Source organism: Planktothrix pseudagardhii, assembly GCF_904830925.1.
GTDB classification, from domain to species: domain Bacteria; phylum Cyanobacteriota; class Cyanobacteriia; order Cyanobacteriales; family Microcoleaceae; genus Planktothrix; species Planktothrix tepida.
In genome coordinates this window covers 4,737,751-4,763,140 of the sequence record NZ_LR882967.1, presented here as the reverse complement: position 1 = coordinate 4,763,140, position 25,390 = coordinate 4,737,751, and the positions used below count along the sequence as shown (strand labels likewise).

The 25,390-nt window shown below is 40.3% G+C and carries 23 protein-coding genes and 1 pseudogene; 14 read left to right on the top strand and 10 right to left on the bottom strand.

The genetic code is table 11. The annotated features are described in order from the left end of the window. Positions 1-9 precede the first annotated feature (9 nt). Positions 10-2,190, bottom strand: a complete 2,181-nt coding sequence (locus NMK36_RS20525; RefSeq protein WP_072720000.1) for a transglycosylase SLT domain-containing protein — start codon at positions 2,188-2,190, stop codon at positions 10-12. Positions 2,191-2,450: 260 nt separating this feature from the next. On the opposite strand from NMK36_RS20525, the gene NMK36_RS20520 reads away from it, so the two are divergent. Further along, positions 2,451-3,263, top strand: a complete 813-nt coding sequence (locus tag NMK36_RS20520) for a MotA/TolQ/ExbB proton channel family protein (protein WP_254174510.1) — start codon at positions 2,451-2,453, stop codon at positions 3,261-3,263. Positions 3,264-3,327: 64 nt separating this feature from the next. Continuing rightward, positions 3,328-4,017, top strand: a complete 690-nt coding sequence (locus NMK36_RS20515; RefSeq protein ID WP_072719997.1) for a biopolymer transporter ExbD — start codon at positions 3,328-3,330, stop codon at positions 4,015-4,017. A gap of 71 nt (positions 4,018-4,088) precedes the next feature. Here the strand turns inward: NMK36_RS20515 and NMK36_RS20510 are convergent, their stop codons facing one another. Both NMK36_RS20510 and psaK read right to left on the bottom strand, forming a co-directional pair. Continuing rightward, on the bottom strand, positions 4,089-5,306 hold the full coding sequence (locus tag NMK36_RS20510; RefSeq protein WP_254174509.1) for a site-2 protease family protein: 1,218 nt from the start codon (positions 5,304-5,306) through the stop codon (positions 4,089-4,091). A gap of 247 nt (positions 5,307-5,553) precedes the next feature. Continuing rightward, complete coding sequence (psaK, locus tag NMK36_RS20505) at positions 5,554-5,835, bottom strand: photosystem I reaction center subunit PsaK (RefSeq protein WP_072719995.1); 282 nt, start codon at positions 5,833-5,835, stop codon at positions 5,554-5,556. Between the two features lie 222 nt (positions 5,836-6,057). Between psaK and NMK36_RS20500 the strand changes: the two genes are divergently transcribed. Further along, complete coding sequence (locus NMK36_RS20500) at positions 6,058-6,717, top strand: phosphoribosylanthranilate isomerase (protein ID WP_072719994.1); 660 nt, start codon at positions 6,058-6,060, stop codon at positions 6,715-6,717. Positions 6,718-6,785: 68 nt separating this feature from the next. Further along, a complete protein-coding gene (locus NMK36_RS20495; protein ID WP_072719993.1) occupies positions 6,786-7,517 on the top strand; it encodes a calcium-binding protein in 732 nt (243 codons plus the stop codon). A 22-nt stretch (positions 7,518-7,539) separates the two neighbouring features. Here the strand turns inward: NMK36_RS20495 and NMK36_RS20490 are convergent, their stop codons facing one another. Further along, positions 7,540-7,887, bottom strand: coding sequence for a hypothetical protein (locus NMK36_RS20490; RefSeq protein WP_072719992.1), 348 nt, complete (start codon positions 7,885-7,887; stop codon positions 7,540-7,542). A 402-nt stretch (positions 7,888-8,289) separates the two neighbouring features. Between NMK36_RS20490 and NMK36_RS20485 the strand changes: the two genes are divergently transcribed. The 3 genes from NMK36_RS20485 to NMK36_RS20475 all read left to right on the top strand — a co-directional run bounded on the left by NMK36_RS20485 (position 8,290) and on the right by NMK36_RS20475 (position 11,906). Beyond that, entirely contained in the window at positions 8,290-9,126 is an 837-nt protein-coding gene (locus NMK36_RS20485) for a photosystem II manganese-stabilizing polypeptide (RefSeq protein ID WP_072719991.1), read from the top strand. A gap of 523 nt (positions 9,127-9,649) precedes the next feature. After that, positions 9,650-10,423, top strand: coding sequence for an RNA polymerase sigma factor SigF (locus tag NMK36_RS20480; RefSeq protein WP_072719990.1), 774 nt, complete (start codon positions 9,650-9,652; stop codon positions 10,421-10,423). Positions 10,424-10,562: 139 nt separating this feature from the next. After that, positions 10,563-11,906 (top strand): TldD/PmbA family protein, encoded by a 1,344-nt coding sequence (locus tag NMK36_RS20475; RefSeq protein ID WP_438822843.1) that lies wholly within the window; start codon positions 10,563-10,565, stop codon positions 11,904-11,906. A 158-nt stretch (positions 11,907-12,064) separates the two neighbouring features. Here the strand turns inward: NMK36_RS20475 and pirA are convergent, their stop codons facing one another. Both pirA and NMK36_RS20465 read right to left on the bottom strand, forming a co-directional pair. Next, positions 12,065-12,217: an arginine synthesis PII-interacting regulator PirA gene (gene pirA, locus NMK36_RS20470; protein WP_437126747.1), complete on the bottom strand. Its 153-nt coding sequence runs from the start codon at positions 12,215-12,217 to the stop codon at positions 12,065-12,067. Between the two features lie 793 nt (positions 12,218-13,010). Beyond that, positions 13,011-13,892 (bottom strand): bacteriohemerythrin, encoded by an 882-nt coding sequence (locus NMK36_RS20465; protein WP_186440383.1) that lies wholly within the window; start codon positions 13,890-13,892, stop codon positions 13,011-13,013. A gap of 253 nt (positions 13,893-14,145) precedes the next feature. Here NMK36_RS20465 and NMK36_RS20460 point away from each other — a divergent pair, with 253 nt between their 5' ends. From NMK36_RS20460 to priA, 5 genes are all read left to right on the top strand, one after another. Beyond that, the gene (locus NMK36_RS20460) at positions 14,146-14,943 is read left to right on the top strand and encodes a DUF3153 domain-containing protein (protein WP_072719988.1); all 798 of its coding nucleotides are present in this window, start codon (positions 14,146-14,148) and stop codon (positions 14,941-14,943) included. 165 nt (positions 14,944-15,108) lie between these two features. Then, positions 15,109-15,516: a LapA family protein gene (locus tag NMK36_RS20455; RefSeq protein WP_072719987.1), complete on the top strand. Its 408-nt coding sequence runs from the start codon at positions 15,109-15,111 to the stop codon at positions 15,514-15,516. A gap of 117 nt (positions 15,517-15,633) precedes the next feature. Then, positions 15,634-16,473, top strand: coding sequence for a segregation/condensation protein A (locus NMK36_RS20450; protein WP_072720101.1), 840 nt, complete (start codon positions 15,634-15,636; stop codon positions 16,471-16,473). A 212-nt stretch (positions 16,474-16,685) separates the two neighbouring features. After that, positions 16,686-17,843 (top strand): sugar phosphate nucleotidyltransferase, encoded by a 1,158-nt coding sequence (locus tag NMK36_RS20445; protein WP_072719986.1) that lies wholly within the window; start codon positions 16,686-16,688, stop codon positions 17,841-17,843. Positions 17,844-17,923: 80 nt separating this feature from the next. Then, the gene (priA, locus tag NMK36_RS20440) at positions 17,924-20,467 is read left to right on the top strand and encodes a primosomal protein N' (protein WP_072720100.1); all 2,544 of its coding nucleotides are present in this window, start codon (positions 17,924-17,926) and stop codon (positions 20,465-20,467) included. Positions 20,468-20,496: 29 nt separating this feature from the next. On the opposite strand, the gene NMK36_RS20435 is transcribed toward priA, so the two are convergent. Beyond that, positions 20,497-21,723, bottom strand: coding sequence for a nuclease-related domain-containing protein (locus NMK36_RS20435; RefSeq protein WP_254174508.1), 1,227 nt, complete (start codon positions 21,721-21,723; stop codon positions 20,497-20,499). 79 nt (positions 21,724-21,802) lie between these two features. Continuing rightward, positions 21,803-21,901: pseudogene (locus NMK36_RS29155) on the bottom strand (transposase); the annotation flags it as partial. A gap of 226 nt (positions 21,902-22,127) precedes the next feature. On the opposite strand from NMK36_RS29155, the gene ebsA reads away from it, so the two are divergent. Further along, complete coding sequence (gene ebsA / locus NMK36_RS20425; protein ID WP_186440382.1) at positions 22,128-22,517, top strand: type IV pilus biogenesis protein EbsA; 390 nt, start codon at positions 22,128-22,130, stop codon at positions 22,515-22,517. Positions 22,518-22,887: 370 nt separating this feature from the next. Next, positions 22,888-23,979 (top strand): phosphotransacetylase family protein, encoded by a 1,092-nt coding sequence (locus NMK36_RS20420; RefSeq protein WP_072719983.1) that lies wholly within the window; start codon positions 22,888-22,890, stop codon positions 23,977-23,979. Between the two features lie 149 nt (positions 23,980-24,128). On the opposite strand, the gene NMK36_RS20415 is transcribed toward NMK36_RS20420, so the two are convergent. Both NMK36_RS20415 and NMK36_RS20410 read right to left on the bottom strand, forming a co-directional pair. Next, complete coding sequence (locus NMK36_RS20415) at positions 24,129-24,518, bottom strand: hypothetical protein (RefSeq protein ID WP_072719982.1); 390 nt, start codon at positions 24,516-24,518, stop codon at positions 24,129-24,131. A gap of 130 nt (positions 24,519-24,648) precedes the next feature. Then, positions 24,649-25,356, bottom strand: a complete 708-nt coding sequence (locus NMK36_RS20410) for a DUF433 domain-containing protein (RefSeq protein ID WP_072719981.1) — start codon at positions 25,354-25,356, stop codon at positions 24,649-24,651. Positions 25,357-25,390: the final 34 nt, after the last annotated feature.

Genomic DNA, 25,390 nt, shown 5'->3' with positions numbered 1-25,390 from the left:
AAATCCTCCTTAATTTTTATAATTAGAACTATGTTCTTGTAAACGTTGAGCAAGATCGGGATTATAAATTCTGAGATAATTCCAGTAATTTTCAAACACCGATTTTACATAACCTTGGGTTTCAGGATAGGGGATTTTAACTACAAATTCATCAGGGTCTTGAAAACCAAATCGTTTCAGCCAATCTGAAACCGCACCTGGCCCAGCATTGTAACTGGCGACGGCTAACATCGAATTATTGTTATATTCACGATGGGTAAAATCCAGATAATAGGTTCCCAAATTAATATTATCATTGACGTTTTCTAAGGAATAATCCTTCAATTTAATTTGTTTAGCAACATCCGCCCCCGTTTCTGGCATCACCTGCATTAATCCCGTCGCGCCAACAACGGATTTAATTTGAGGCATAAATCGGGATTCTTGACGAATTAAAGCCGTTACTAAAACTGGATTTAATTGCCGTTCTTTTGACCAGTTGACAATGGTTTCTAAATAGGGAAAAGGATATAATGCTTCCCAATAAGCGGGTCTTTGTTTTAAGTCTAAATATTGTGATCGCTCTTGGGGATCATCTCGCCGATTTAAACTCGATAACATCCAAATTCCATCTAAATTATCCCCCACTCCCATTCGCATTAACCCATCGGTATATTGTTCAGAAACCGAAGGCTGCATAGGGTTTTTAAACTCCGTTTGCCATAGCGTCCAAGCATCTTGATTTTGTCCTAACGCATACAGTTCTTGTAAGGTTTTAGAACCTGCTGGAGGCACTTCTCGAATCTCAGGATGTTCAACATGGGGAGAGAGGGGTCGAACGGTGGTAAAATCTCCCACAGGCCATCCTAAATGAACCGCAGAACGCCAAGCATAATAAGAGGAAGGATAACGTACAATTAAATATTCATAAGCTTTTTTTGCCTCTTGAGAATTGCCGATTTTCTCTGCCCATTTCCCCACCCAAAATGTTGCTTCTGGGGCAAATTCACTATCGGGATTCTTCAACGAAACTTGTTTAGCCCAGTCGGATGCTACTTGTAAATTCCCGGCTTTTACTGCTTGTTGGGCGAGTTCCCAACGCAATTGGGCGGCGGCTTCAGATTCACTATATTGGCTGAGTAATTGTTGACGAGTTTCTGAAGCAGATTTTTCCGATCGCATTTGATCTAAGAGTTTAGATTTATCTAATAAAGCCTCGGCTGCATGGCGAGGAAATTGAGTAATCACTCGATCTAAATAAACTAAAGCTTCTTTTTGATCGGAAAGACGCGATAATCTTAATAAACCAAATCCGGCATCTTCTCCTTGGGGATCAATCTCATTGGGAAAGGTATTGATTAATTGTTTATAAGCAATTCGAGAATCAGGAATTTTATCATCTAACCATAAGCCTCTGGCATAACGATAGAGATTTTTAGGGGTTTTTGGGGCTTTGGAATAGGCGATCGCGGCTTTCCCATAATCTTGTTTTTCCCAATAACCAAAAGCTATAATTTCCCATTGTTCCGGTGTGAGTTGATTGCCAAATTTTGCCTTTAATTGTTCTAAATAAGTTCCATAGTCTTTTAAATATAATCCATGTTGGGCAATTAATAATAATAAATCCGGTTGGTTCGGATTTTGTTTCAGGCGACTTTGAGCAATTTCTAGGGTGCGGGGATGACTGGGAAATTTTGCGATCGCTTGATCCCAATATTGAGGATTCGTTTTTCCCAAAGCAAATAACGCTTCTACGACAACAGGTTGATCACCATAATTCGCTAACAGTTCCTGCCAAGTTTTTTCAGCTTTTTCCGACTCTCCCATTTGTTCATAAGCTTGCGCCCGTTTAACTAAAATCTGACCCGCCAATAAAGGATAATCTTTTTCTAATCCTTCTAATAATTTGAGTGCCGTTTCCGGGTTTTCCTTTAAAGAATCGCTGGCTAATAAATATCGCGCCCGACTGGTTTCTAGGGAATCATTTTTAGTTTTGGCGATCGCTTCTAATTCGGGTTGACGTTGAGAAACAGGCAATAAAGCCAGTTTTAAAACTTCCGATTCAGGAATTTGTGAAACGGAAGCCGGACTTTGCTGGAATGATTTTTTCCACTCTTGAAATTGAGTGAGGGGGAAAAATACACCCACCAACAAAGCCCCAGACGCGATCGCTGGCAAAATCCAAACTTTCGAGATTCGTCGCTTAATCATGATGGATGTTTAAAAAGAACAGAGCGGAAAAATAGACAGAGCAATTCTGATTTTAACTTACTTGATTTCCCGATAGCAGGATTCTCGCTGTCTTCTCACTCGCTGACGAGGGGGGTTTCCCCACCCTGACAACTCCTGTTATAGTAGCGATTCGCTCCAGAGAATGGCAAAATTGAAAGGGTTTGGCTTTTATTCGCCATATTACCTGCACATCTAATACAGTTGTAGGGGTTCGGTTTTTAGGAGGTTGTGCCAATTCCATGAATATTCAAGAGATTTTTGCCAAGGGTGGGCCAGCAATGTGGCCTTTGCTGATTTTATCCATCTTATCGATGACTGTGGTTGTAGAACGCATTTGGTTTTGGATTACCACCCTCACCAAAGAAAAGCAAATCGTCAACCGAGTGATTGATTCGGCGCGGCGAGGACAATGGGGAAAAGCCCATCAAATTGCTAAACAATCCAGCAATCAACCCATGGGACGGTTTCTCTATGCACCCCTGCGGTTACAGTCTCCAGACCCGGAGTTATTTCGCTTGGCCTTAGAAGCCGCAGCCGATGAAGAATTAGCCTTCATGCGTCGGGGAGACAAAGTTTTTGAGGCGGTGATTGCCATGGCCCCACTATTGGGACTCTTGGGAACCGTATTAGGGTTAATTAACTCCTTGGGTTCAATTCGCTTAGGAGATATTGGCACTTCATCCGCTTCAGATGTGACCTTGGGAATTGCGGAAGCGTTAATTTCAACCGCAACAGGATTAATTGTTGCCATTTTGAGTTTGGCTTTTTATCGATTGTTTCAGGGTTTAATGTTTGGTCAAGCTAAAATCTTCCGCAAAGCGGGAAATGAATTAGAACTGCTGTATCGTCAGAATTGGCCCTATGCCAAATCTCAGTTACAAATTCCTGAAACTGAAGAGGAAGAAGAACAGGAAGTAGAAACAGATGAACCGATTTTCAAACATTTGTTCGTAGACCGAGACAATAATCATAATGCTTCGGTAGAACCCGAAAAAATCATTAAACCGGGAGAACCGTCTGAGGTTTTGGATGAGGAAGAAGATAAAAAATAAATGGTTTTAACAGCTAATACTGCCCTTTTTTCCGAAAAAAACAAGACATTAATCACAAAATTTTATGAAAATTAGAACCGATTCAAGCGTTGATGAAGCCAGAATAGAATTAATTCCCTTAATTGACGTGGTGTTTTGCATTCTCACGTTCTTTATTTTGGCTTCCTTACAATTAACTCGTCAACAAGCGATTAATGTGGATTTACCCAAAGCCAGTACCGGGGAAACCCAAATGCAAAAAATGTTAATTGTGGGGATTGATACGGCTGGACAAACTTATATTGAGCAACAACCTGTTAATCAAGATCAATTAGACCGAACCTTATTACGATTTCGTCGTTGGAATCCCAGTGGATTAATTGTATTATATGCGCCGAAAGAAGCCCGTTACAACGATGTTGTTCGGGTTTTAGATCGTTTGAGGGCGATTGGTGGGGAACGGGTCGCCCTAGCCACGTTACCAAGCTCTCAGGAAATTCAACCGCCCACAAACCCCTTAAATCCTAGTGTAACTCCTCCTGCCAATCCGTCTAATATTCAGCCTCCCTTTGCCCCGACAACGCCCAATTCTGGCGATGCTTTACCTCCCCTTGCGCCCACCTTACCGAACGCGCCTAATAGTCTTCCGTCTCAGGATAGTCCAGCCTTAACTCCTTCTATCCCCCCATCGGATAACGTCAACCCCTTTGTCCCTCAAATTCCTCCGGCTAATAATACCCTTCCCTCTGAAAATCAAGGACAACGGAGTTTTTAATTCAATATATTCACCTGTCCTTACGGGTAGATTTTGAGCAAGATTCAGAAGTCAAATTTATGATTAACACCCTAACTTTCTGGGTGGTTGCTATAACTTGAAGTCATGGTTTTTGCTAAAGTCACTAACGGCAAACCCGGAGGATAAATTCCTTCTTCTTTAATACTGCGAATACTCGCTTCGGAAATGGGAACTTTCAGATAATTTGCCACAGATCGTACCACATCCCCCCGATCAATCATACCTGCTACGGCTCCAGCCGGAGATAATACGGTAATCCGGCGGAGTTCTTTCTCTTCCATAGCATTAATAACTTCAACTAATGAGGCTTTTTCCGATACGGTAATCAGTTCATTCAGAGGTTGAATAATTTGATGTAATTTCTGAATATCCCATTGACTTCGCTCAATGATTCGCAGTGCATCCACCGACACTAACCCTCGATAGCGACCATTAGAGGCGGCAAAATATACAGGAACAACATCAACCCCAATTAAATACTCATCCGCAAATTGACGTAAGGTTAAATCAGCATCTACCACTCGAAATTCACGGGTCATTGTATCGACGGCTTTAATCTTAACTAAGGCTTCTTGTAAATCCGTGAGGCGATTATAGGAACCCGCATTTTGTAACACAAACCAGCCAATTAAAGCAATCCATAATCCACCATAACTTTTAGCAAATAAAACCGCCGATAAGCCCAAGGAAATTGCTAAAATTCCTAAAAATTGACCTGTTTTTGCTGCCCAACGGACTCCGGTAAACCGATCTCCTGTGAGTTTCCAGATTATTGCTTTGAGGACTTGTCCGCCATCGAGGGGCAACCCTGGAATTAAATTAAAGATGCCTAAAACTAAGTTAATTCTCGCTAATTCTTGAATCAGGGAATAAATTAAACTTGAAGTGGGTAAAAATTGGACAACCAGATTGAGAATAAAAAATAAGCTAAAACTCACCATAGGGCCAGCGATCGCCACTTGAAACGCTTGACCCGGTGTTTTGGATTCTTCATCAATGGAAGCAACCCCTCCGAAGAGAAAAAGGGTAATCGAATTCACTCGAATTCCTTGGGATTGAGCCACTAAACTATGGCCAAGTTCATGTAAGAGCACTGAAGCAAATAACAACAATGCAATCGCTAACCCAGCAATCCAAGATAAAGTCGGCCCCCATTGAGAATAATCTTGGCGATTGGCGACTGTAAATAATAAAACAATCACAAACCAAGACGAATCAACAAAGAGTGGAATTCCAAATAAAGATCCAATCCGCCAACCTGCCTGCATGAGATGCCTTTGACTCCGTTTATTTCACTCTGCTCGATAAGGTGGGTTTAGCCTCCCTATTAATAGTGTATCAAGAACCTCAAGCTCTTGAAGTTATTGTTAATAACGCGAATCGCGCAAGCTGTTAATTCTTGAGCCTGCGCTTAATTCGCATGGGCAGGTTAGAAGGTTGAACCGAGGATAACAGAGAAAATCCCAGAACGGTTAAATTTCCTGATTCTTTTTAACTTTGCTTGGGAAATGGCGATCACAGCACTCCAGCGTTACCTAATGCTAAAATCACCCCAGCCCCTAAAATATGTCCAAAGCTTGCCGTTGCCAATAATTCAGGAACTCCAAACCCCGTAAACATCCGAGGTAAACCGGGTAAATTTGGCCCCTTGCCCCGATTTTCTTTAGAAATGGCGTAGAAACCGATGAAAATCGCTAACAAGTTACAGGCAATCATAACAATTGCCACGCTGGGAGACCAATTAACGGTGGTGGGAACTGCCCCTTTTACCGACATGAGTAGGGAAGTGTAAATCAAGTTTCTATCTCCTGATGAATTGACAAATTTGTTAATTGCAAGGAATGGACTGAATCTTTTCCTAATCGTTAGCCGTTGAGGAATGACCGTCTTTAACTCCCAGGATTATAGAAATCTGATTGTAAAAACTTCTAATTTGTTGAAAAAGTTAATATTTCATGTAAAATTTTGATACGAATTGCCACCAGGAATCAGACCGTAAACTCAACAGCAAAAGGATGAATGCGAATTAAAATTTGTGGAATTACCCAACCGGATCAAGGGTCTGCGATCGCTCAACTGGGTGTTACTGTGTTAGGGTTTATCTGTGTGCCTTCTTCCCCTCGTTATGTCACATCCGCACAAATTCGCAACATTTTAAAGGATTTACCGAACGCGGTTCAAACGATTGGGGTTTTTGCTAATGCCAGTTTAGAGCAAATTCATCAAACCGTGATGGAAACGGGATTAACGGGTGTACAACTCCATGGTCATGAATCCCCCGATTTTTGCGATCGCCTACGTCAAATATTACCCCAAATAGAATTAATCAAAGCATTCCGCATTCAATCTCAAGCAACCTTACTCCAAACCCAAAATTATTTTAACTTTATTGATACCCTCTTATTAGATGCCTATCACCCTCAACAGTTAGGGGGTACAGGTCACACTTTAGATTGGCAAAGTTTACAACAATTTTCTCCCCCTTGTTCTTGGTTTCTCGCCGGAGGATTAACCCCTGATAATATTCAGGACGCATTACAACAGTTAAAACCGGATGGGATTGATCTTTCAAGTGGTGTTGAACGTTCTCCCGGTGATAAAGATTTAGCTAAAGTTCGTCAATTATTGAAAGCTATTGAAATGAGTTCATTAAGATTAAAAACTCCTAATATTGCGTAAAATTATATCTTAAAACGTGTTAACAAACAATTTAAATTTTTATTAGTAGAGGATTTTATATTACTTCTATGGCTTCAAATTCTTCCCCAGTTCAATTAATTCCTGATCCCGATGGTTCCCTGCGATTATTAGCAAGTGATACCTCCGAATATATTACCTTATTTCAGGGAGAACTAACAAACTATCCCGATGGACTTTGGAGTTTAGCTGGAGACGATCAAATTACCGGAAGTATCGATAATGAAAATATCTTTGCTAATCAAGGTCAAGATAGCATTTATGGCGGAGAGGGAAATGATCAAGTCTTTGGTGGTCAACAAAATGATCAGATTTTTGGAGAAGCCGGAGATGATTTTCTCCGAGGAGATATGGACAATGATGTTATTGATGGTGGAAGCGGAACTGATCAATTATATGGGGGTAAAGGAGACGATCAAATTTTCGGTCAAGCCGGGAAAGATATTCTATCGGGGGATTTAGGCATTGATACCTTAACAGGAGGGGAAGGCGGTGATATTTTTATTCTCAGAACCGATGAAGCCAACTCCAACCCACAGCAAGTTGATGTGATTGCAGACTTTGAATGGTTTAGCCAAAATGATAAAATTGCATTAACAGATGGGCTAACCAATGCTGATTTAAACTATCAACAATTAATGGATTATGAAGGCGATGGTTTAGTGAACGATACCGTTATTGTCCTCGTTCAAACTCAGGAAATCTTGGGTGTGGTTTTAAATGTTGATGACTTTGCATTAGATGGCGTTTTTCTCGCCGCCAACTCCCTCAATTTCTTGTAAACTCACCCCCTCTTTCTCCAGCCTATCCCTGAATTTCCTCTTGTCCAGATGCTTCCTCTAAACCCATGACGGGAGACTCTTTCTGTAAGTGTTCCATAACAGATTTGAGAGAACTTCGGGGAATATAGGGCCACCCACCTTTGGATTCAATCTCTCGCAATAAATGATAAAGTTGCTGACGATTATCGGGTAAAGATTGTTGAAAGAGACTATCTCGAATGTCTTGGTGTAACTGTTCTAAAATTCTAAGTATTGCCAAAAGCTCCAGACTATTTCCTTCCGCCGTCTTCGCTAATGTCCAAACCTCATCCGCTAAGGATTCAAGCTGAGTTAACGACGCTGATAAATGCAATTGAGTGTGACTATCCATAATCAATTAAAACGTTCTTCTCTCCATAAATTGGCAGACCCCCACTTCAAGATTGCGATCGCCAAATCAACTTAAGTAGTTTAACTGATCTCCTGTTCCCTGTCTCCAGTCTTCTTCCCCCAGATACCACCGCGCTTTTGCTTCCGAGTGAACGAATTTGTACTTGTGGTAAAAAAAGAGTCACAAGCCGTGTAAAATCTCTATTGGGTTATGTTTCAGCTACCCAATAGCTCCCTGATTCAACGTGACTAACCCCGTTGAAGCAAAAGTCCTTATGTCTTTAGACCGAGGAGTTTGAGAACGCACCCCTAGAAGTGTTCCCATTTGTGGCTTTGTCGCCGAAAACGATTTCAACGCCACAATCCTAATTTCACATATCAATTTTGGATATTGAGGTTGACAATGAGATATCGCGCTTTGGTTGCTGCACTGTTAGCAATCTGTTTAACTGTAATCACTGCTTGTTCTGATGGCCCACAAGCCAAAGATCCTAAGTTACTGACCTATGATGATATTAGAAATACAGGATTAGCTGTAAACTGTCCGACCTTACCGGAAACAGCACGAGGTTCTATTCCTCTTGATCCGAAAAAGTCTTATACTCTGAGTGGTCTGTGTCTGCAACCCACCAACTATTTTGTGAAAGAAGAACCCAGCAATAAACGCAAAGAAGCCGAATTTGTTCCGGGTCGTCTTTTAACTCGTTTCACTTATAGCTTAGATCAAATCAGTGGTAATCTTCTGATTGGTTCCGATGGAAAACTAACCTTTCAAGAAAAAGATGGAATTGATTTCCAACCCATTACGGTTTTATTACCCGGTGGTGAGGAAGTTCCTTTCCTGTTTACCGTTAAAGGTTTAGTCGCAAGCTCTAAAAATGCAGTCAGCAGTATCAATACCTCTACGGATTTAAGTGGAGATTTTAACGTTCCCTCCTATCGAGGTGCTAACTTCTTAGATCCCAAAGCTCGTGGGGTGGCTTCTGGCTATGATAATGCTGTGGCTTTACCCGCAACCGCCGATGAAGAAGGTTTAAAATCGGCTAATGTCAAGTTGGCGGATACAAAGGTCAAAGCGGGTCGTATTTCCTTACAAGTTTCTAAAATTGATGGCGAAACTGGAGAAGTTGCTGGCATTTTTGAAAGTGAACAGCCTTCTGATGACGACTTAGGCGCCAAAGAAGCCTTGGCTGTCAAAGTTCGGGGTGTGTTCTATGGTCGCATTGAATCTGCCGTCTAAGCTAACCTATCCATAAATTGATCTCTTCATGAGAGACTTTGAGGTTGGAAGACAGGGGGATTGACGGTTATCTATTTCCCGTTCATCGTTGACCATCCCTTGACAATGGCTTGACGGTTAACGGGTCAGGGGTAACACTTTAACCCTCTATCTTCCGACACCCAGACCCTATACCCCACCATCATCAGCTTTCCTGAATGAGGAGTCGCGGTTAGGGGGTCTATTGACGATTGAGTCAATCCATTAATTTGTATAAAAATCTTGTGTCAACCCCAGAAGTAGAGCTAAAATAGTATATTGTTCCCCTTAATCTGTATAAATTGATTCAAGCTAGGCTTCCAGGGTACTTCCCAAAAGTCCTCGTTTAGTGCACAGCCTCGACCCCATATTGACTGTAGTATCTAGGTTAAGCGTTCTGTCTTTCCCAGGTACTCCCCTCTAACCTCACCTCCCATATTAAGCCGAGTGTGGTCAAGATTGATACTGAACTCATTAGCCAGCCCTACCAACGCAGGATCTTGTCATGCCTACTCAAGTCATCAACTATCCCAGAAGCGAAAGTTTGGAACTGTTACGCCAATATCAACAGTTTCCTTCTAAGGATGTCCGTAACCGGATTGTCCAGTTAAATATTGGATTAGTGCGTAAGGAGGTACATCATTGGGTAAACCAGTGTACCGAAAGTTATGAAGACTTACTTCAGGTCGGGTGCATCGGCTTGATTCGGGCCATAGAAAGATTTGATTTGTCTAAAGGTCATGCCTTTAGTTCCTTTGCAATTCCCTATATTCGGGGTGAAATTCAACACTACTTAAGAGACAAAAGCCCCTCGGTTCGAGTTCCCCGTCAATGGTTGACCCTGCAACGGCAATCCTTGAAGGTGATTCAACAACTCCATTTAGAACTCAAACGGCCCCCCACCGATGCCGAAGTCGCCGAAGTATTGGGGATTTCGGTAGAAGAATGGAACGAAGTTAAACTCGCTAACCGCAATCGTTCTTTACTGAGTTTAGATGCTCCCATTCAAGATGAAGAAGAAGGGACAACTTGTTTAGGGGAATTAGTTCCCGATAGTCGCTATCGTAGTTTTCAGTTAGCTCAAGAAGATCAAATTCGGTTACAGCAAGCTTTAGCTAAATTAGAAGACGGAACCCGAAAAGTGTTGGAATTTGTGTTCCTCTATGATTTAACCCAAAAAGAAACCGCAGAACGTTTGGGAATTAGTTCCGTAACAGTTTCTCGTCGGGTGAAAAAAGGCTTAAGTTCCTTACAAAAACTCATGGCGGGTGGCGAGTAGCCCTGCCCTGATGATCCGAGTCTTCCCATCCCTAAAATTTCAGAAACACTAAAATAAAGACACCCTGATTTTAATTGGGGCATAACTGTTAAAAGGGATTGGGCTTGTGGATTTAATTCAAGATCGGCTACTGACAACGATGGCAATCTACCAAAATCAGGTGGATTACCTAGAAATTCGGTTACAACAAAGTGAATCAACGGCTATTGCCTATCGAGGTTCCCAACTCGATGCGGTAAACCGAAATTTTTCCCTGGCTGGAGGAATTCGAGCTTGCCAGAAGGGAGGATGGAGTTTTGTGACTTTTAATGGTTTAGATGAGTTAAATAACCGTGTTGAGGAAGCAATTTCTCAAGCTCATTTAGTCGGGGAAGAAACCACCCAACTCGCCCTTGTTGAAGGGATTATTGATCAAGTTAATGTGGAATTGAAACGTGATCCCAGGGGAATTTCGCTCCAAGAAAAACGTCAACTGATTGAAAATTATAACCAATTGCTGTTAGATTTTGATCCTCGAATTCAAACAACCACTGTAAGTTATACCGATCAATTTAGTCAGACTTATTTTGTCAATTCCCTAGGAAGTTGTATTATCCAAGAACGGTTAGATGTTAATGGTCGGTTTGGGGCGATCGCGAGAGGAGAAGGAAATATTATTCGTCAAGGATTTGAATCCGTTGCTTCTCGGTGTGATTATAACGTGCTTCAGGGCATTGAAGATCGGGTGCAAAGTGCAGCAGAACGAGCAATTCGGCAGTTAGAAGCCAAACCTGTTAAAGGGGGTCAATATACTGTTGTTTTAGATCCCTATTTAGCTGGGGTGTTTATTCATGAAGCCTTTGGTCATTTATCGGAAGCTGATTTTGTCTATGAAAATCCCCGAATGCAGGAATTATTAGAATTGGGAAAACCGATGGGAATTGAACAATTAACGGTGGTTGATGATGCCACCATTCCCAACCTTCCCGGTTCAATTTGTTATGATGATGAAGGGGTTCAAGCTCAACGCAAATATTTAATTAAAGATGGAATACTAACTCAACGGTTGCATAATTTGGAAACAGCCGGAAAAATGAAAGAAAAGCCAACAGGAAATGCTAGAGCTTTAAGTGCAACCTATCCCCCGATTGTGCGAATGACAAATACGGCGATTGAAGCAGGCGATCACACCTTTGAAGAAGTCATTAAGGATATTGAAGAGGGAGTTTATGCCGTTAGAATGTTGGGAGGACAAACGAACGGGGAAATGTTTACGTTCGCCGCCGCCGAAGGCTATATGATCCGCAACGGTGAAATCGCTGAACCCGTGAGTGATGTTACCCTCAGTGGCAATGTGTTTCAAACCCTCAAAGATATTGAAGGGATAGGAAATGACTTACTGTACACCAATGGTGGCTGTGGGAAAGGGGGACAAATGCCCTTACCCGTCAGTGTTGGGGGGCCTCATATTCGGATCAAAAATGTAGTGGTCGGGGGTCGTTAATTAGACAGTAACTAGAAAGCCTGGTGATGTGATTCAACCAGGCTTTGGGGAAATTTTTAATCATATATTCTTCTAGGGCTAAGGTTAACACGACTGGGTTTCACCACTGCCTAGCTGAATGCAGGTATTATTTGACAGAATATCTTTCTAAATTTAGCCTAAATTTGGCGCATTTCGGCTTCGAGAAGACGGATCAGATTTTCATCTCCATTCGTTCTAGCAACTTCCAGGCGATGTTCTAATCTTTTTTGGATGTTAGCCCGGTGGACATCGGAGAGTTTAACTGAATTTCTGCGTGAGTTTTTGTTCAACATGGACTTTTTTTAATAATCTTTTGTGCTTACTCCTCTATTATATCCCCCCTTTCGCAAAATTTGGATGACATTGCTGCAAAATCTTAAAATTTTGTAACGTAAGCTACAGCTTTATTTAAAAAATCTGTATCGAGTATTTCTACTTACGACTTTTAGCTTCTTCCACACTCGTGCCCCACGACTGACCCGATTAGGGCGGTGTAGGTAGTTCACGCTGATTGATTGGGTAGTCTCAGCTTGCTCTCGGCTCTTGTATTAGAATACAACACACAAACCTCAACCCGTGTTCCTGACTGACGGTTGAGGAGGATAATGGCTGAAATGGATTAAACGGGACTGGGCGGACTTGAACCGCCGACCTAGCGCTTCAGATTTGTGTGAGTTTCCCCACTCTCTGGACTATCCCTTCACCCTAGGCTGACGCTGCCTGTAGGTGGTGGCCGTTATGTCTAAAGAATAAAATCAATTATTCTGTAGAACCAGTCTCTGCACCTTCTTTCCTCCATAAGAGGTAAAGCTTGGCTCAAGATTACCTTATCTGTTCCCAGACTTAGGCTTCCTTGAATTTGACCACATTCACTCACGAGGTTTCCCCACATGGTGCCCGATTGTTCAGGAGGCGCTTGCTCTATCCACCTGAGCCACAGCCCCAAATTGACACTATTTCCATAGTAGCATGATTTTATACAAACACCTTGATCAATTTTCAGGGTCTGCTGGGTGAATTCGTTAAATCTTGAATGACAGATTGTAATCCTGATACAACATTCGATGATATTCAACCTATTCCTTAATTTTTAAGTCCCTTTTGTCGTTTTTGGCTGAGGAAAATAATCATTTTTTGATCTTCATCTTTAATATGATCAATCAGCCAATGGGTCAAAAAATGAGAGACGTTGATGCTAAGTTCTGAACTAGATTCTGTTTTTTCCTGTTGATTAAACTGTTCCACTTGTTCCCGCAGCCGTTGATGTTTAGCTTTATGTTCCGAATAGCCCGGATAGCCATAGTGGAGCATAAATTGTTCTTCTGTCTCAAAATGAATAGTTGTGTAATTCCTTAAACTCTTGAGGGTTCGTTGGATTAATTCTTCTGCTCGTCCTGCCAGCATTGCAGTATTAAGTGCATTAATCGCATGGAAGAGGCTTTTATGTTGATCATCAATCAAAGTATAACCCGTTTCATATTTGGAATGCCAACGAGCAATCTCAAACTGGGAAGAAAGTGTAGCCGAGGAATGAGTAGAATCTGAATGAGGCTTAAACCAACAGCCGTGACAGCAAAATCTAATCATTTTTCGATCTTCATCTTTGATGTGATGAATTAACCAATCTGTTAAAAAATGGGAGACTTCAATGGTTAACTGAGATAGGTTATTGTGATTTTTCTGTTCAAATTTCAAAACTTGAGTTTTGAGAGCTTCATGCTTAATCCGATGTTGTTCATAACCCGGATAGTTGTGACGAAGCATGAATTCTTCTTCAGTATCAAAATGAACAGTCGTGTAGTCTTTTAAACTCTCCAGGGTTTTTTGTAGTAACGCTTCACCCTGTCCCTCTAACATGGCATTATTCAGGGAATTGATGATACTAAATAGACTTTGATGTTGTTCATCAACAAGGTCATCCCCTGTTTCATATTCGGGTAGCCATTGCGCGAGTGTAATCCCCATAAAATCAACTCCTGAATAGTCTGGAAGAAATTTAAAAATAATTCAGGGCCTTTAGCCTTAATTGAGTCTATACCTCTATAGTACAGGATTATCAAAAAATCAACATTATTAAGAATCTTTAAGTGAATGCGATCGCCCGAAAAACTCCTGCTCAAATTTCCCCTACAACCCTAACAAACCAGAGGATTAGCACTGGCGCAATTGATCAAGACTCGCTATATAATAGGATTTAACAATAACTGGAGATAAAATTATGATCAAAATTATTAAACAATTAACACTTGTTTTTTGCGCTATTTTTCTGTTAAGTGGCTGTGTTCGATATGATGTAGGAGTAGAATTTCAGGATCAAACCCACGGTCAAATTGTTCAAAAGATTCAATTAGGAGAACAATTGACCAGCTTTAGCCATGACGTCGTAGATGAATGGATATCTACGATGGAACAACGAGTTAAACAGTTAAAAGGGAAAACCAAACGACTCTCTAAACAAGAAATTTTAGTGACAATTCCTTTCTATAATGGTCAGGATTTAGAGAAAAAATTTAATCAATTCTTTAATCCTGCCGAATTTAAATCTAAAAAATCTAAGAAACAATCTCATATCGAACTTCCTCAATTTTCTTCAGATTTTAACGTTAAACAAAATAATTTTATTTTTGCCTTACGCAATCATCTCAGCTTAGAATTAGATTTGCGATCGCTTTCTCTACTCTCCACCTCAGATAACGTATTAATCAGTTCAGGCAACTTATTAGAACTGCAATTTGTATTAACAACGCCTTGGGGTGCAACGGTGATTAATCCAGTCAGTCTTTCTGACCCATCGGGTGAACCGTTGTTAGTCAATGTTGAGTCTAATGGAAAACAGGTTATCTGGACACTCAAACCCGGAGAAATTAATCACCTCGAAGCCATGTTCTGGGTTCCGAGTCCGATTGGAATTGGAAGCGTTTTAATTATTCTCGTAACGGCTTTAGGAATTTACCTGAAATCGAGTACCTACCCCAAGATTAAAACAGAGAAACCTTTGATTCCGACGAAGGTTTAACCCGATTCAAAAGTCCCAAAAACCCTTAAAATTAAAACAGGTTTTTACGACTGATATATCCCCCTTTCAAGACTGCCAATATTCTCATGGCATCACTCCGCCCTTAGCTTGTCTTGACGGGGCATCGGTACAAACTCAACATTCCCCTGAACGGAGAAAATACTCATGCGCGCGCTGAATTTTTTGTTTATTTTTATTATCTGTTTAGGATTAGTTTTGTTTAGTTTACAAAACACTAATCTGGCCACCGTTCAACTCATCGAAGGAGTAGAAGTACAAGCCCCCATTGCGATTGAATTAATAATTGCTACCGGATTTGGTGCATTTTTAGCTTGGATTTTTAGTTTATGGTCAAGATTGCAACGCACCCTTGCTAACCGGGAAGCATCCCGTCAACTGCGACAACAAGAAAAACGAATTCAAGAGTTAGAAACGAATCTGCAAAAACAACTCAATGATTATCAAAACTCCTTAGAAACTCAACAAAAAACATTGATTCCCACCGTTGAAGTTTTAACCCATACTCCTGAAGTCCTTTCAAAGGAACAACCCGCCGACGGTGTTGTCGGGTAAGAAACGAAAGTTTTGGTTTACAATAGGTAGGCATTAAGTGAACTACTGAGTTTTGTACCTTCAGTGATTTCAGGCGATTCTATTCTTTCGAGTCCTGATCCGCTCTCTAACTTTCCCTTGGCCGTTGCCACCCCTCAAGATGCCTTAACGGCTCTATCCGAGGGAATTGCACTCCTAATTGACTTGGCGCAGAGGGGAGAAATTGATCCTTGGGATGTTCAGGTGATTGATGTCATTGATCGTTATCTCAGTAAACTGACACCCCCAGAGGAATCAACCTCTAGCAATAATTTTACCGAGTTGTCCCAGTCCGGCCAAGCCTTTTTGTATGCCTCTATGCTCGTCTTGCTCAAGGCAGATAGTTTGATGGCAACGGAAATAGACCCGAATGCGACCTTACCCGAAGCAGAAGAGTTCCTCGAACCAGAAGAGGAAGGCAATGGCATTCAACGGCCCCAACAACTGGAACGACAACTGAAACGACGGGCCGTTGCTAAAATTCCCCAAAAACGGCGAGTCACGTTGTCAGAACTGATTGAACAGTTGCAACTGATGGCTGCTACCATTGCAGCCCAAAAAGCTCGCCCCCGCCCCCGTCCCAGTACCGCCAAAACCAGATCAACAACCGCACGGGCGATCGCTGAGTTGGCCCACCAGGAAAACTTAGTGGAAATGGCGGCGCAAGTTGAACGACTTTTGAATCTCGAAGGAGCACAACAGAGTCAGGAATGGTTTGAGCTTGACCAGCTATTAGCCCTGTGGTTACAGACGAAGCCACCGCAACCCCCCCCCGTTTCGGAAGAAAACCCGGTTCACTTAAGTCCAAATCATGATCGGGTGGGGGTGTTTTGGGCCTTATTATTATTATCGGCTCAATCTAAAGTCGAGCTAGTCCAAGAGGAATTTTATCAAGACCTTAAAATTCGCTCTCTGACTGAGCTATCACCAAACTCTTAAATCCTTTTAACGACAACTTTTCAGGAATCTCACGGATCAATCCTAATAAACCTTGATAGGCTATTAATTGATCAGGATTTCCTAGATCAGATTGTAATATGAAGTCATGCTTCTAGGACAGTGTTGCATAAACAAAAAGCCAACTGATTTTGATCCATGAGTTGTATCTCATTTGATAACTTTAAACATAGCTTAGGGTTGAGGAAGTGAACATGAAAGCCATGATTTTGGCCGCTGGAAAAGGAACTCGTATCCGTCCCATTACTTATACGATCCCGAAACCTTTAATTCCTATTCTGCAAAAACCAGTAATGGAATTTTTGGTGGAATTACTGCGAATGCACGGGTTTGACCAAATTATGGTCAATGTTAGCCACTTAGCAGATGAAATTGAAAACTATTTTCGAGATGGTCAACGGTTTGGGGTTCAAATTTCTTATTCCTTTGAAGGAAGAATTGAGGAGGGAAATTTAATCGGACAAGCCTTGGGTTCAGCCGGAGGGATGAAACGAATTCAAGATTTTAATCCCTTTTTTGATGATACCTTTGTGGTTTTGTGTGGGGATGCGTTAATTGATTTAGACTTAGCAGAAGCGGTGAGGTGGCATCGAGAAAAAGGTTCTATTGCCACCATTGTTATGAAATCTGTTCCTCAAGATCAAGTTTCTAGTTATGGGGTTGTTGTTACGGACAAAACGGGTCGTGTTAAAGCTTTTCAAGAAAAACCTTCCGTAGAAGAAGCTCTCAGCACAGATATTAATACGGGGATTTATATTTTTGAACCAGAGATTTTTAAATATATTCCATCCGGGTGTGAGTATGATATTGGTAGCCAATTATTTCCCCATTTAGTCGATATTGGTGCACCTTTTTATGGCATTTCTATGGATTTTGAATGGGTGGATATTGGCAAAGTGCCCGACTATTGGCAAGCGATTCGCAGTGTGTTATTAGGATATATTAAAAACGTTTCGATTCCCGGTCATCAGGTGTATCCAGGGATCTATACGGGGTTAAATGTGGCTGTCAACTGGGATCAAGTCAATATCCAAGGCCCGGTTTATATTGGAGGGATGACTCGTATTGAAGATGGAGCAACGATTATTGGCCCGACGATGATTGGCCCTAACTGCTGGATTTGCAACGATGCTTATGTAGACAATAGCGTGATTTTTGAATATTCTCGTTTAGGCCCAGGAGTGCGTTTAGTCGATAAATTGGTATTTGGGCGCTATTGTGTAGATAAACTCGGTGCTTCCATTGATGTCCAAGCAGCGGCCCTTGATTGGTTAATTACAGATACTCGTCAAGTGTTTAATTCAGATTCTTCTGAACGACAAGCCATCGTCGATTTATTGGGTAATTCTTAATCTAAGCGGTGTCGGTGTCCGGTATTCGGTATCCGTCACCCGTCGCCTTTCTCCTTATTAATACTCAACAAAAACTGCTGATGTCTTCTTTGATTTGTGATCAATCTAAGTTTATTGTTGCTGAACCGGGTGCATCTTACTCTCAAGATAATTCCCGTGATTCTGTTTGGGGTTCAGAACGATTTGTTGAAGTATTAGTTGATGTTCCTTATAGTTTTAACTCAGAAGATCAAGAGGAACAAAAGTTATTTATTTATCGAGTTCCTTCAGATTTAAGGGTAAAGCCTGGAGATATCGTTAGTGTTCCCTTTGGAACTCAACAATTAGGAGGAATTGCAATTCAGTTGCTTGAACAACTGTCTCCTGATTTACCCGAACATCGAGTCAAAGCAGTTGAAGATATTATTTGTAACGGTTTCTTCCCTTCAACCTATTGGCAACTCTTACAACAGGTTTCTAATTATTATCAAACCCCTTTAATTTCAGTGATTCGGACGGCTTTACCCCCTGGGTTATTAGGAAGAAGTCAACGTCGCATTCGTTTAACCTCTGAACCTATCCCCAAGGATGCTCAATTATTTTTAAATCCGCCTGCTGCTTCTATTTTAAATCTTTTAAAATCTTCAGAAACCGGAGATTTTACTTGGAAATATTTAAAACAAAATGTGATTAATCCTCAACGAGGATTAAAAGATTTATTACAACGAAACTGGGTGGAAAGTTATTTAGAACCTCCTAGTCCCCCTCGTCCAAAATTAAAACAAGCGGTTACATTAGTTGATGATATTATCCCCTTAGATTTAACTCCCCGCCAACAGGAAGTTTTAACGGTTGTGATTAAAGTTCTCAAACAACAGGGAGGAGAACTTTGGTTCAATGACTTAATTAAAATTTGTAGTACCAGTTCTAGCTTATTAAAAAATTTAGCAGAAAAAGGCTGTATTGTTATCACTGAAAGAGAAATTTTAAGACAAAATCAAGGAATTTTTCAAACTTCCGATCAGCCTAAAGTTTTAAATCAATATCAAACGGAATCTTTACAAACCATTAACTCTTTATCCGGTTATGCTCAAGTTTTATTACACGGGGTTACAGGGTCAGGAAAAACCGAAGTTTATTTACAAGCGATCGCACCTATTCTAACTCAAGGGAAATCTGCATTAGTCTTAGTTCCTGAAATTGGCTTAACCCCCCAATTAACCGACCGATTTCGCGCTCGTTTTTGCGATCAAGTTTTCGTCTATCATAGTGCTCTTTCCGATGGAGAACGTTATGATACCTGGCGCAATATGACCTTGGGTTTACCTCAAATTATTATCGGAACTCGTTCAGCAATATTCGCCCCCTTACCGAAATTAGGATTAATTATTTTAGACGAAGAACATGATAGCAGTTTCAAACAAGATCAACCTTCTCCCTGTTACCATGCTCGAAAAGTAGCGCAATGGCGGGCGGAATTAGAAAATTGTCCTTTAATATTAGGATCAGCAACTCCATCCTTAGAAAGCTGGTTAGAAATTAAACACAAAACCCAACAAAATCGGTTTTATTTATCCCTTCCTGAACGCATTCAAGCCCGACCCCTTCCCCCCATCAAAATCGTTGATATGCGTCAAGAATTGCGTCAAGGAAATCGATCTATTTTTAGTTATGATTTACAAACCGCCTTACACCAACTCAAAAAAACTCGCCAACAAGGAATCTTATTTATCCATCGTCGGGGACACAGTACCTTTGTTTCCTGTCGCAGTTGTGGTTATGTGATGGAATGTCCCCATTGTGATGTGTCATTAGCGTATCATCATGAACATCCCGATGCAGCCCAACTGTTAAGATGTCATTATTGTAATTATAGTCAATTGTATCCCCAACGTTGTCCTGATTGTGACTCTCCCTATTTTAAACATTTTGGCAGTGGAACTCAACGGGTAACAGAAGAATTAAACCGCTTATTCCCTGAGTTAAAATGTATTCGATTTGATAGTGATACCACCTCTCGAAAAAATGCTCACCGCACTCTATTAACTCAATTTGCAAATGGAGAAGCCGATCTATTAGTGGGAACCCAAATGTTAACCAAAGGGTTAGATTTAGCCTCCGTTAGTTTAGTCGGAATTGTATCCGCCGATGGGTTATTACATTTATCAGATTATCGCGCTAGTGAACGCGCCTTTCAAACCTTAGTCCAAGTCGCAGGACGAGCAGGAAGAGGAAATGATCCAGGGCGAGTGATTTTACAAACCTACACCCCCGAACATCCGGTGATTCAAGCGGTACAACGTCATGATTATAAATCCTTTGTCGCCACCGAATTACAACAGCGACAGGAATTAAATTATCCGCCTTATGGTCGTTTAATTCTATTACGGTTAAGTAGTTTTAATCAGCAAGATGTTGAAGAAACTGCTCAAAAATTAGCAGAATTTTTATTAGAAAATAATCTTAATTCTGATTTTGAATTATTAGGCCCTGCTCCTGCTCCTATTCTTCGAGTTGCAAATCGTTATCGCTGGCAAATTTTAATTAAAACTTCTCAAGAATCTTCTATTATTTTACCTAAATTCTCTGAGTTTAATTCCAGTTCTGTTTATATTACCATTGATATTGATCCTCTGCATTTGTAGGATAAGCGTAAGCCATCAATTTTATTTGATTAAAGCCGAATTACCCTAGCTTCATTAATATTTTCTATTAAATCATTAATTGATACTAATTTACCGATAATTTTCTTGTTTTCATTGTCTATAACTTTTGATGAGAATTGATTAAGATTGTCTTTCAGCCAATTTCGCGTTTCTGGTAGAGGTAAGAGATAAAGCAAACGAGAATTAACAAAATAATAAAATAGCCAATCAGCTTGAGAACTCATAAAAGCTCCTGAAGGATTGGTTTCAAAGAAGAAATTTTCTGTTGTATTGCATGAATCAGGTGTGATCTTGATTTTAAAAGTTCCTTTATTCGTGGTCAATAATAAATCGATTTTTTGTGCTTGATATTCAGGTTGTGTTTCAACAATTTGTAAATCTGACGTTTGAGGTAAATTTTTTAACCAATTCAGCACGTCATCAATTGCTTGTTTAAAAATAGCCGATTCCTGACTTTCTACTCTTTCGATTTTAGGTTCTATTTTAGACTTCTTGACTATTTCGATTTTAGGCTTCTTGATTGTTTCTAAGTTTGAAACTTTTTCTTCTACAGCATTATCGCTGGGTAGATAATATTGTACTGCATCTGATATTGCTTGTACTTGTTGAAGATTAAGACGCACAGGTGTATCTTGTATTAGCTGCATTAATGCTATACTTCCTTGTACTACAGGAACAGAACATTGATTAGTCCCTATCCATTTGGTTAAGGTAAATACAACAGGTGCTGTTATGAAATCTGATGGTAAATCAGCAACTTGTTTGTGAATCCATTCAGTAAAAACCTGCTGATGATATCGACTTTGTTCACTAGGACTTTTAGATAGAGGAACCCAGTGTTTCCCATCTCGCATTTTCCATTGATCTTTGTAAGCACTATATGATCCTTTCCAAGCTTTAACCTCGATTAAAAAAACACCTTGAGTACCGATAATTAAGTGATCAATTTCTGTGAACCTCCCAGAAGATGCAGGAATTATCGCATTGCTAAACATAACCCAGCTATCTGGTAAAGATTTTAATAGGAATGAAATGATTGTTTCCCCTAATTTTCCTTTAAATTGATTTTTAAACTGCTTTATATCAAAGAAAAATCCGGCAAATTCACCTATAAAATTATTATTGAAATTGCTTTTTATAGATTGTTTAAATTCATCTCGATTCGCAGAATTTTTTTCATTAACTTGCTCCGAGAACTTTTTTTGAAGTACACTTGATTGTTGTAAATATTTCATAAATTTAGATTGTAATAGTTAATAATTATGGTTATTTAGCAAAAACTATGCTAAAGTGTTAGTTGAAATGCCAATTGAGTCAATATCGACGTTGAAAATTTTTAAAATTTCTAAACCCATAAGCTGAACATTTAATCAATTTTACCTTATTATTAATGCCTTCCACTACCCCACTGCTTGTTCTGTGATCAAAATCTGCAATATAATCTCATCCAACCAATGCCTAATCATCTTCTGAGTTTTGGGAAAATACTTTTGAGATTGTAATAGTTCAGAGGGTGACAACAGAGCTAAAATTAAGGAGCCGTGTGAGGGGAAACTTTCAAGCACGGTTTTCCAGAGGAGTCGCAGAAGTGACTCTCCAACTTAGTTGACCAGCATTTTGCACCGAAGGTAGAAACGCTATGACTGATCCCACAGTGGCTTTAACTCAACTCAAAGTCGCCGAGAAACGGGAATATGTAGTTTATATTCCCTACTATGATGAAAAGAAACGTAAATATTTACCTTATTCGATTAGCCTTTATAAAGAAAAAAGTTTAGAAGGTGCTCGCAATATTGATGGCGGAGATGGCATTCCTTTTGTAGCAACTTGGAACGTCTCTTCTTTACCTGCGGATTTAACCCGTTGTCGGGTTCAGTTTGATGGCAATGCCGATCTCAGTTATGAGGTGATCCTGTGCAACCATGAGTTTATTAAATATTTAATTGAAGTTTTGCAAAATTTTAGCCGGACTCGGACGATTGATTTTTCTCAGGAGTTTTACAAACGGCTCTTGCATTTGGATCATTAATATTGGTTGTTGTTATCTGTTAGGCGTGGAAACCTCTGTTGTTGGGGTTGCGTTCACTAAGTCGTGATCAGTTCAATCAGCAGGTGAGTTTCCTCCCTAAAACAGACCCACCCCCGTTGTTCTATTCATCAATGTTAATCTGTTGACCAATTAAAACCCCTCCTCGCCATTAAAAAATTAAAAAATCAAGAAAACCCCAAAGTTTAAGGAATGGGGTTAAGGATTCACCCTACAATAGAAAAGCTATTGTTCAACTATCTCAATTTCCTTTACAAAGGCTCCTTGCTCTAGTATTTGAAGAGTTTAGACCGCCAAAGGAAAATGTCATCATTTGTTGAATTTAATGAGATTAAATTGAGGAGTAAATTGCGTGGCTGAATCCGTCAAGTATTTATTAATCGGGTCAACAGAGCCTTATACCGGGAAATCGACAATTGCCTTGGGTATGGCTCATCTGTTTCAGGGTAAAGGCTTAGACATTGCTTACGGTAAGCCTTTAGCCACCGATTGGAGTGATGGAGATGAAAAGAACGATGCTGACCTTCAGTTCGTTGCTCAAACGTTAAAATTGTCTGAGGGACAACTTCGATTCCCTATTTTGACTTTGGATGAAACAACCATTCATCGGCGTTTGCTGGGTGAAGATCGGGCTAACTATAGTCAAGCCCTCATGTCCTATCGGCAAAAATCCTCGGCGGATTTAATTTTTCTTGAAGGGCCACGAACCTTGCAAGAGGGACTGTTATTTAATTTATCTGTACCTCAAATGGCCGAGCAATTGGATGCTTGCGTTCTGTTGGTCGCTCGTTTACATTCTCATCTGGCTGTGGATGATTTGCTCTTAGCTCAACAACGTTTAGGCGATCGCTTATTAGGTATTGTTATTAATGATGTTCCCCCGGAAGAACTAGAAATTACAACCACTCAAATGCAACCGTTTTTGGAAGTGCAGGGAATTCCTGTCTTTGGGGTTATACCGAGAAATCCAATTTTACGCAGTGTAACGGTTAAAGAATTAGTCAACCAGTTGAAGGCGCAGGTACTTTGCTGTAAGGAACGCTTAGACTTGATGGTCGAAAGTCTCAGTGTCGGGGCGATGAATGTGAGTTCCGCCATGAAATATTTTGATAAATCTAGCAATATGGCTGTTGTCACCGGAGGCGATCGCACCGATATTCAATTGGCGGCTTTAGAAAAATCTACCCATTGTTTAATCCTCACGGGTCAACTTCCCCCCGCACCGATGGTATTAAGTCGGGCTGAAGATTTAGAAGTTCCGGTTTTATCGGTTGATCTCGATACATTAGCAACGGTAGAAATTATTGATCGCGCGTTTGGTCATGTTCGCCTCCATGAACCGATTAAAGTAGAATCAGTGAATCAACTGATGAAAGAACATTTTCATCTGGATCGCTTTATTCAACGGTTAGGAATTTCTTTTCCCGTATCCGTGATGAATTAAGATTATGAGCAAGGTGGGTGAGGTGATTGTAGGGACGTTGTACACAGCGTCTCTACCAAGCAAGAAACAATTGATCAATATCTTTTCAAAAGATTGTACTGCTTTAAAATTGGAATATCGGTTAAAAGATATACCCAATGACTCACTGTTTAGATGTATCTGCCTAGTTTTGCTCGATTTAGCCAGATAATAACTTTAGCAGGTCGATAAATTTTAGCAATAAAAGGAGCTTGATTTCCTTGAGTTATTTTCTCTATTTTATCAATTGCATTAACAAAAATAGTAATTACATCTTGACGAGAAAGATTACCTGATACCAGAATAAAAACTCGTGCCTGAGACTGGGCAATTTGTTCAACTTCTAAAATATTTCTACTAATGTTGTCATCTTTCGTTAGTACCACCCATCCCCGTTGACTAACAATAGGTAGCCATTCTGTATCAGGAGAATCAGGAGGAAAATGGTTATGATGAAATTCAATTTTAACCCCTAATGATTGTAAGGCATCACCCAGAGATTTTCCTAACGCACGATCTATAAAATAGGTGTAATGATATAGTGCTACGCATTACGGTTAGGACATTTTTAAACCCTGAAACCCTTTCAATTCTTACTGTTCCCTGTTCTCTGTTCCCTGTTCCCTGTTCCCTTGCGCGTAGCGCTATAGGTCATGCTACCCGTAATTTGGACTCGAATAAAATTGCTGTTTTTATCTGTAAAATAGTACAGTTATAGTCTGAGGCAATTTCTTCTAGGGAGTCCCCTGCATCGTAAAGTTCAGTTACAATTTTTGTAGGAACTCCTGTTTTAGAAATTGTAGGTTTTCCAAAGGAGATATTAGGATCAATCGTTATTATTTTTTCGGGGGAGTCTTCCCCATAAGCTTCAATAAAAGGGAAGAGTCTAGCAGCAATGTTTTCCTCATCCCATTCTATACGGTTAAGAAGATGGTTTAAGACTTGTTTCATGGCTAATTGTCCAGAACGAGACGCATTAATTAAATGTTCGACTTGTTCGATAAAAAGGTCAACGCCATCGCTACTAAATTTTTTGAGAACTAAGGGATGTTCGGTTTTAAATTGTTCACTGATATAGTCAAGAGCAAGTCTGACTTTATCAAGGGGAATATTATGAACGGTACGAATAACTCTCAACACATGGGCTTCTATTAGGTTAGTAAAAGAGAGTTGAGAATAGTCGGGATCTGGACGTTGGATCAGGGGTCTAAAGTCTTTGTGTCCTGTTTTTGTTGGGTAAGAGCGTCCTTTTATCCAAGTTCTAAGAGTCGATACTGGTATATTAAGATATCGGGCAGCATCTACTGTTGAATAAATCGGAACATGATAGGGATATTTTGGGCGGGATATTTTGCTCATTATTAATTTTTAAATACGAGATAGGAAAAGGCTA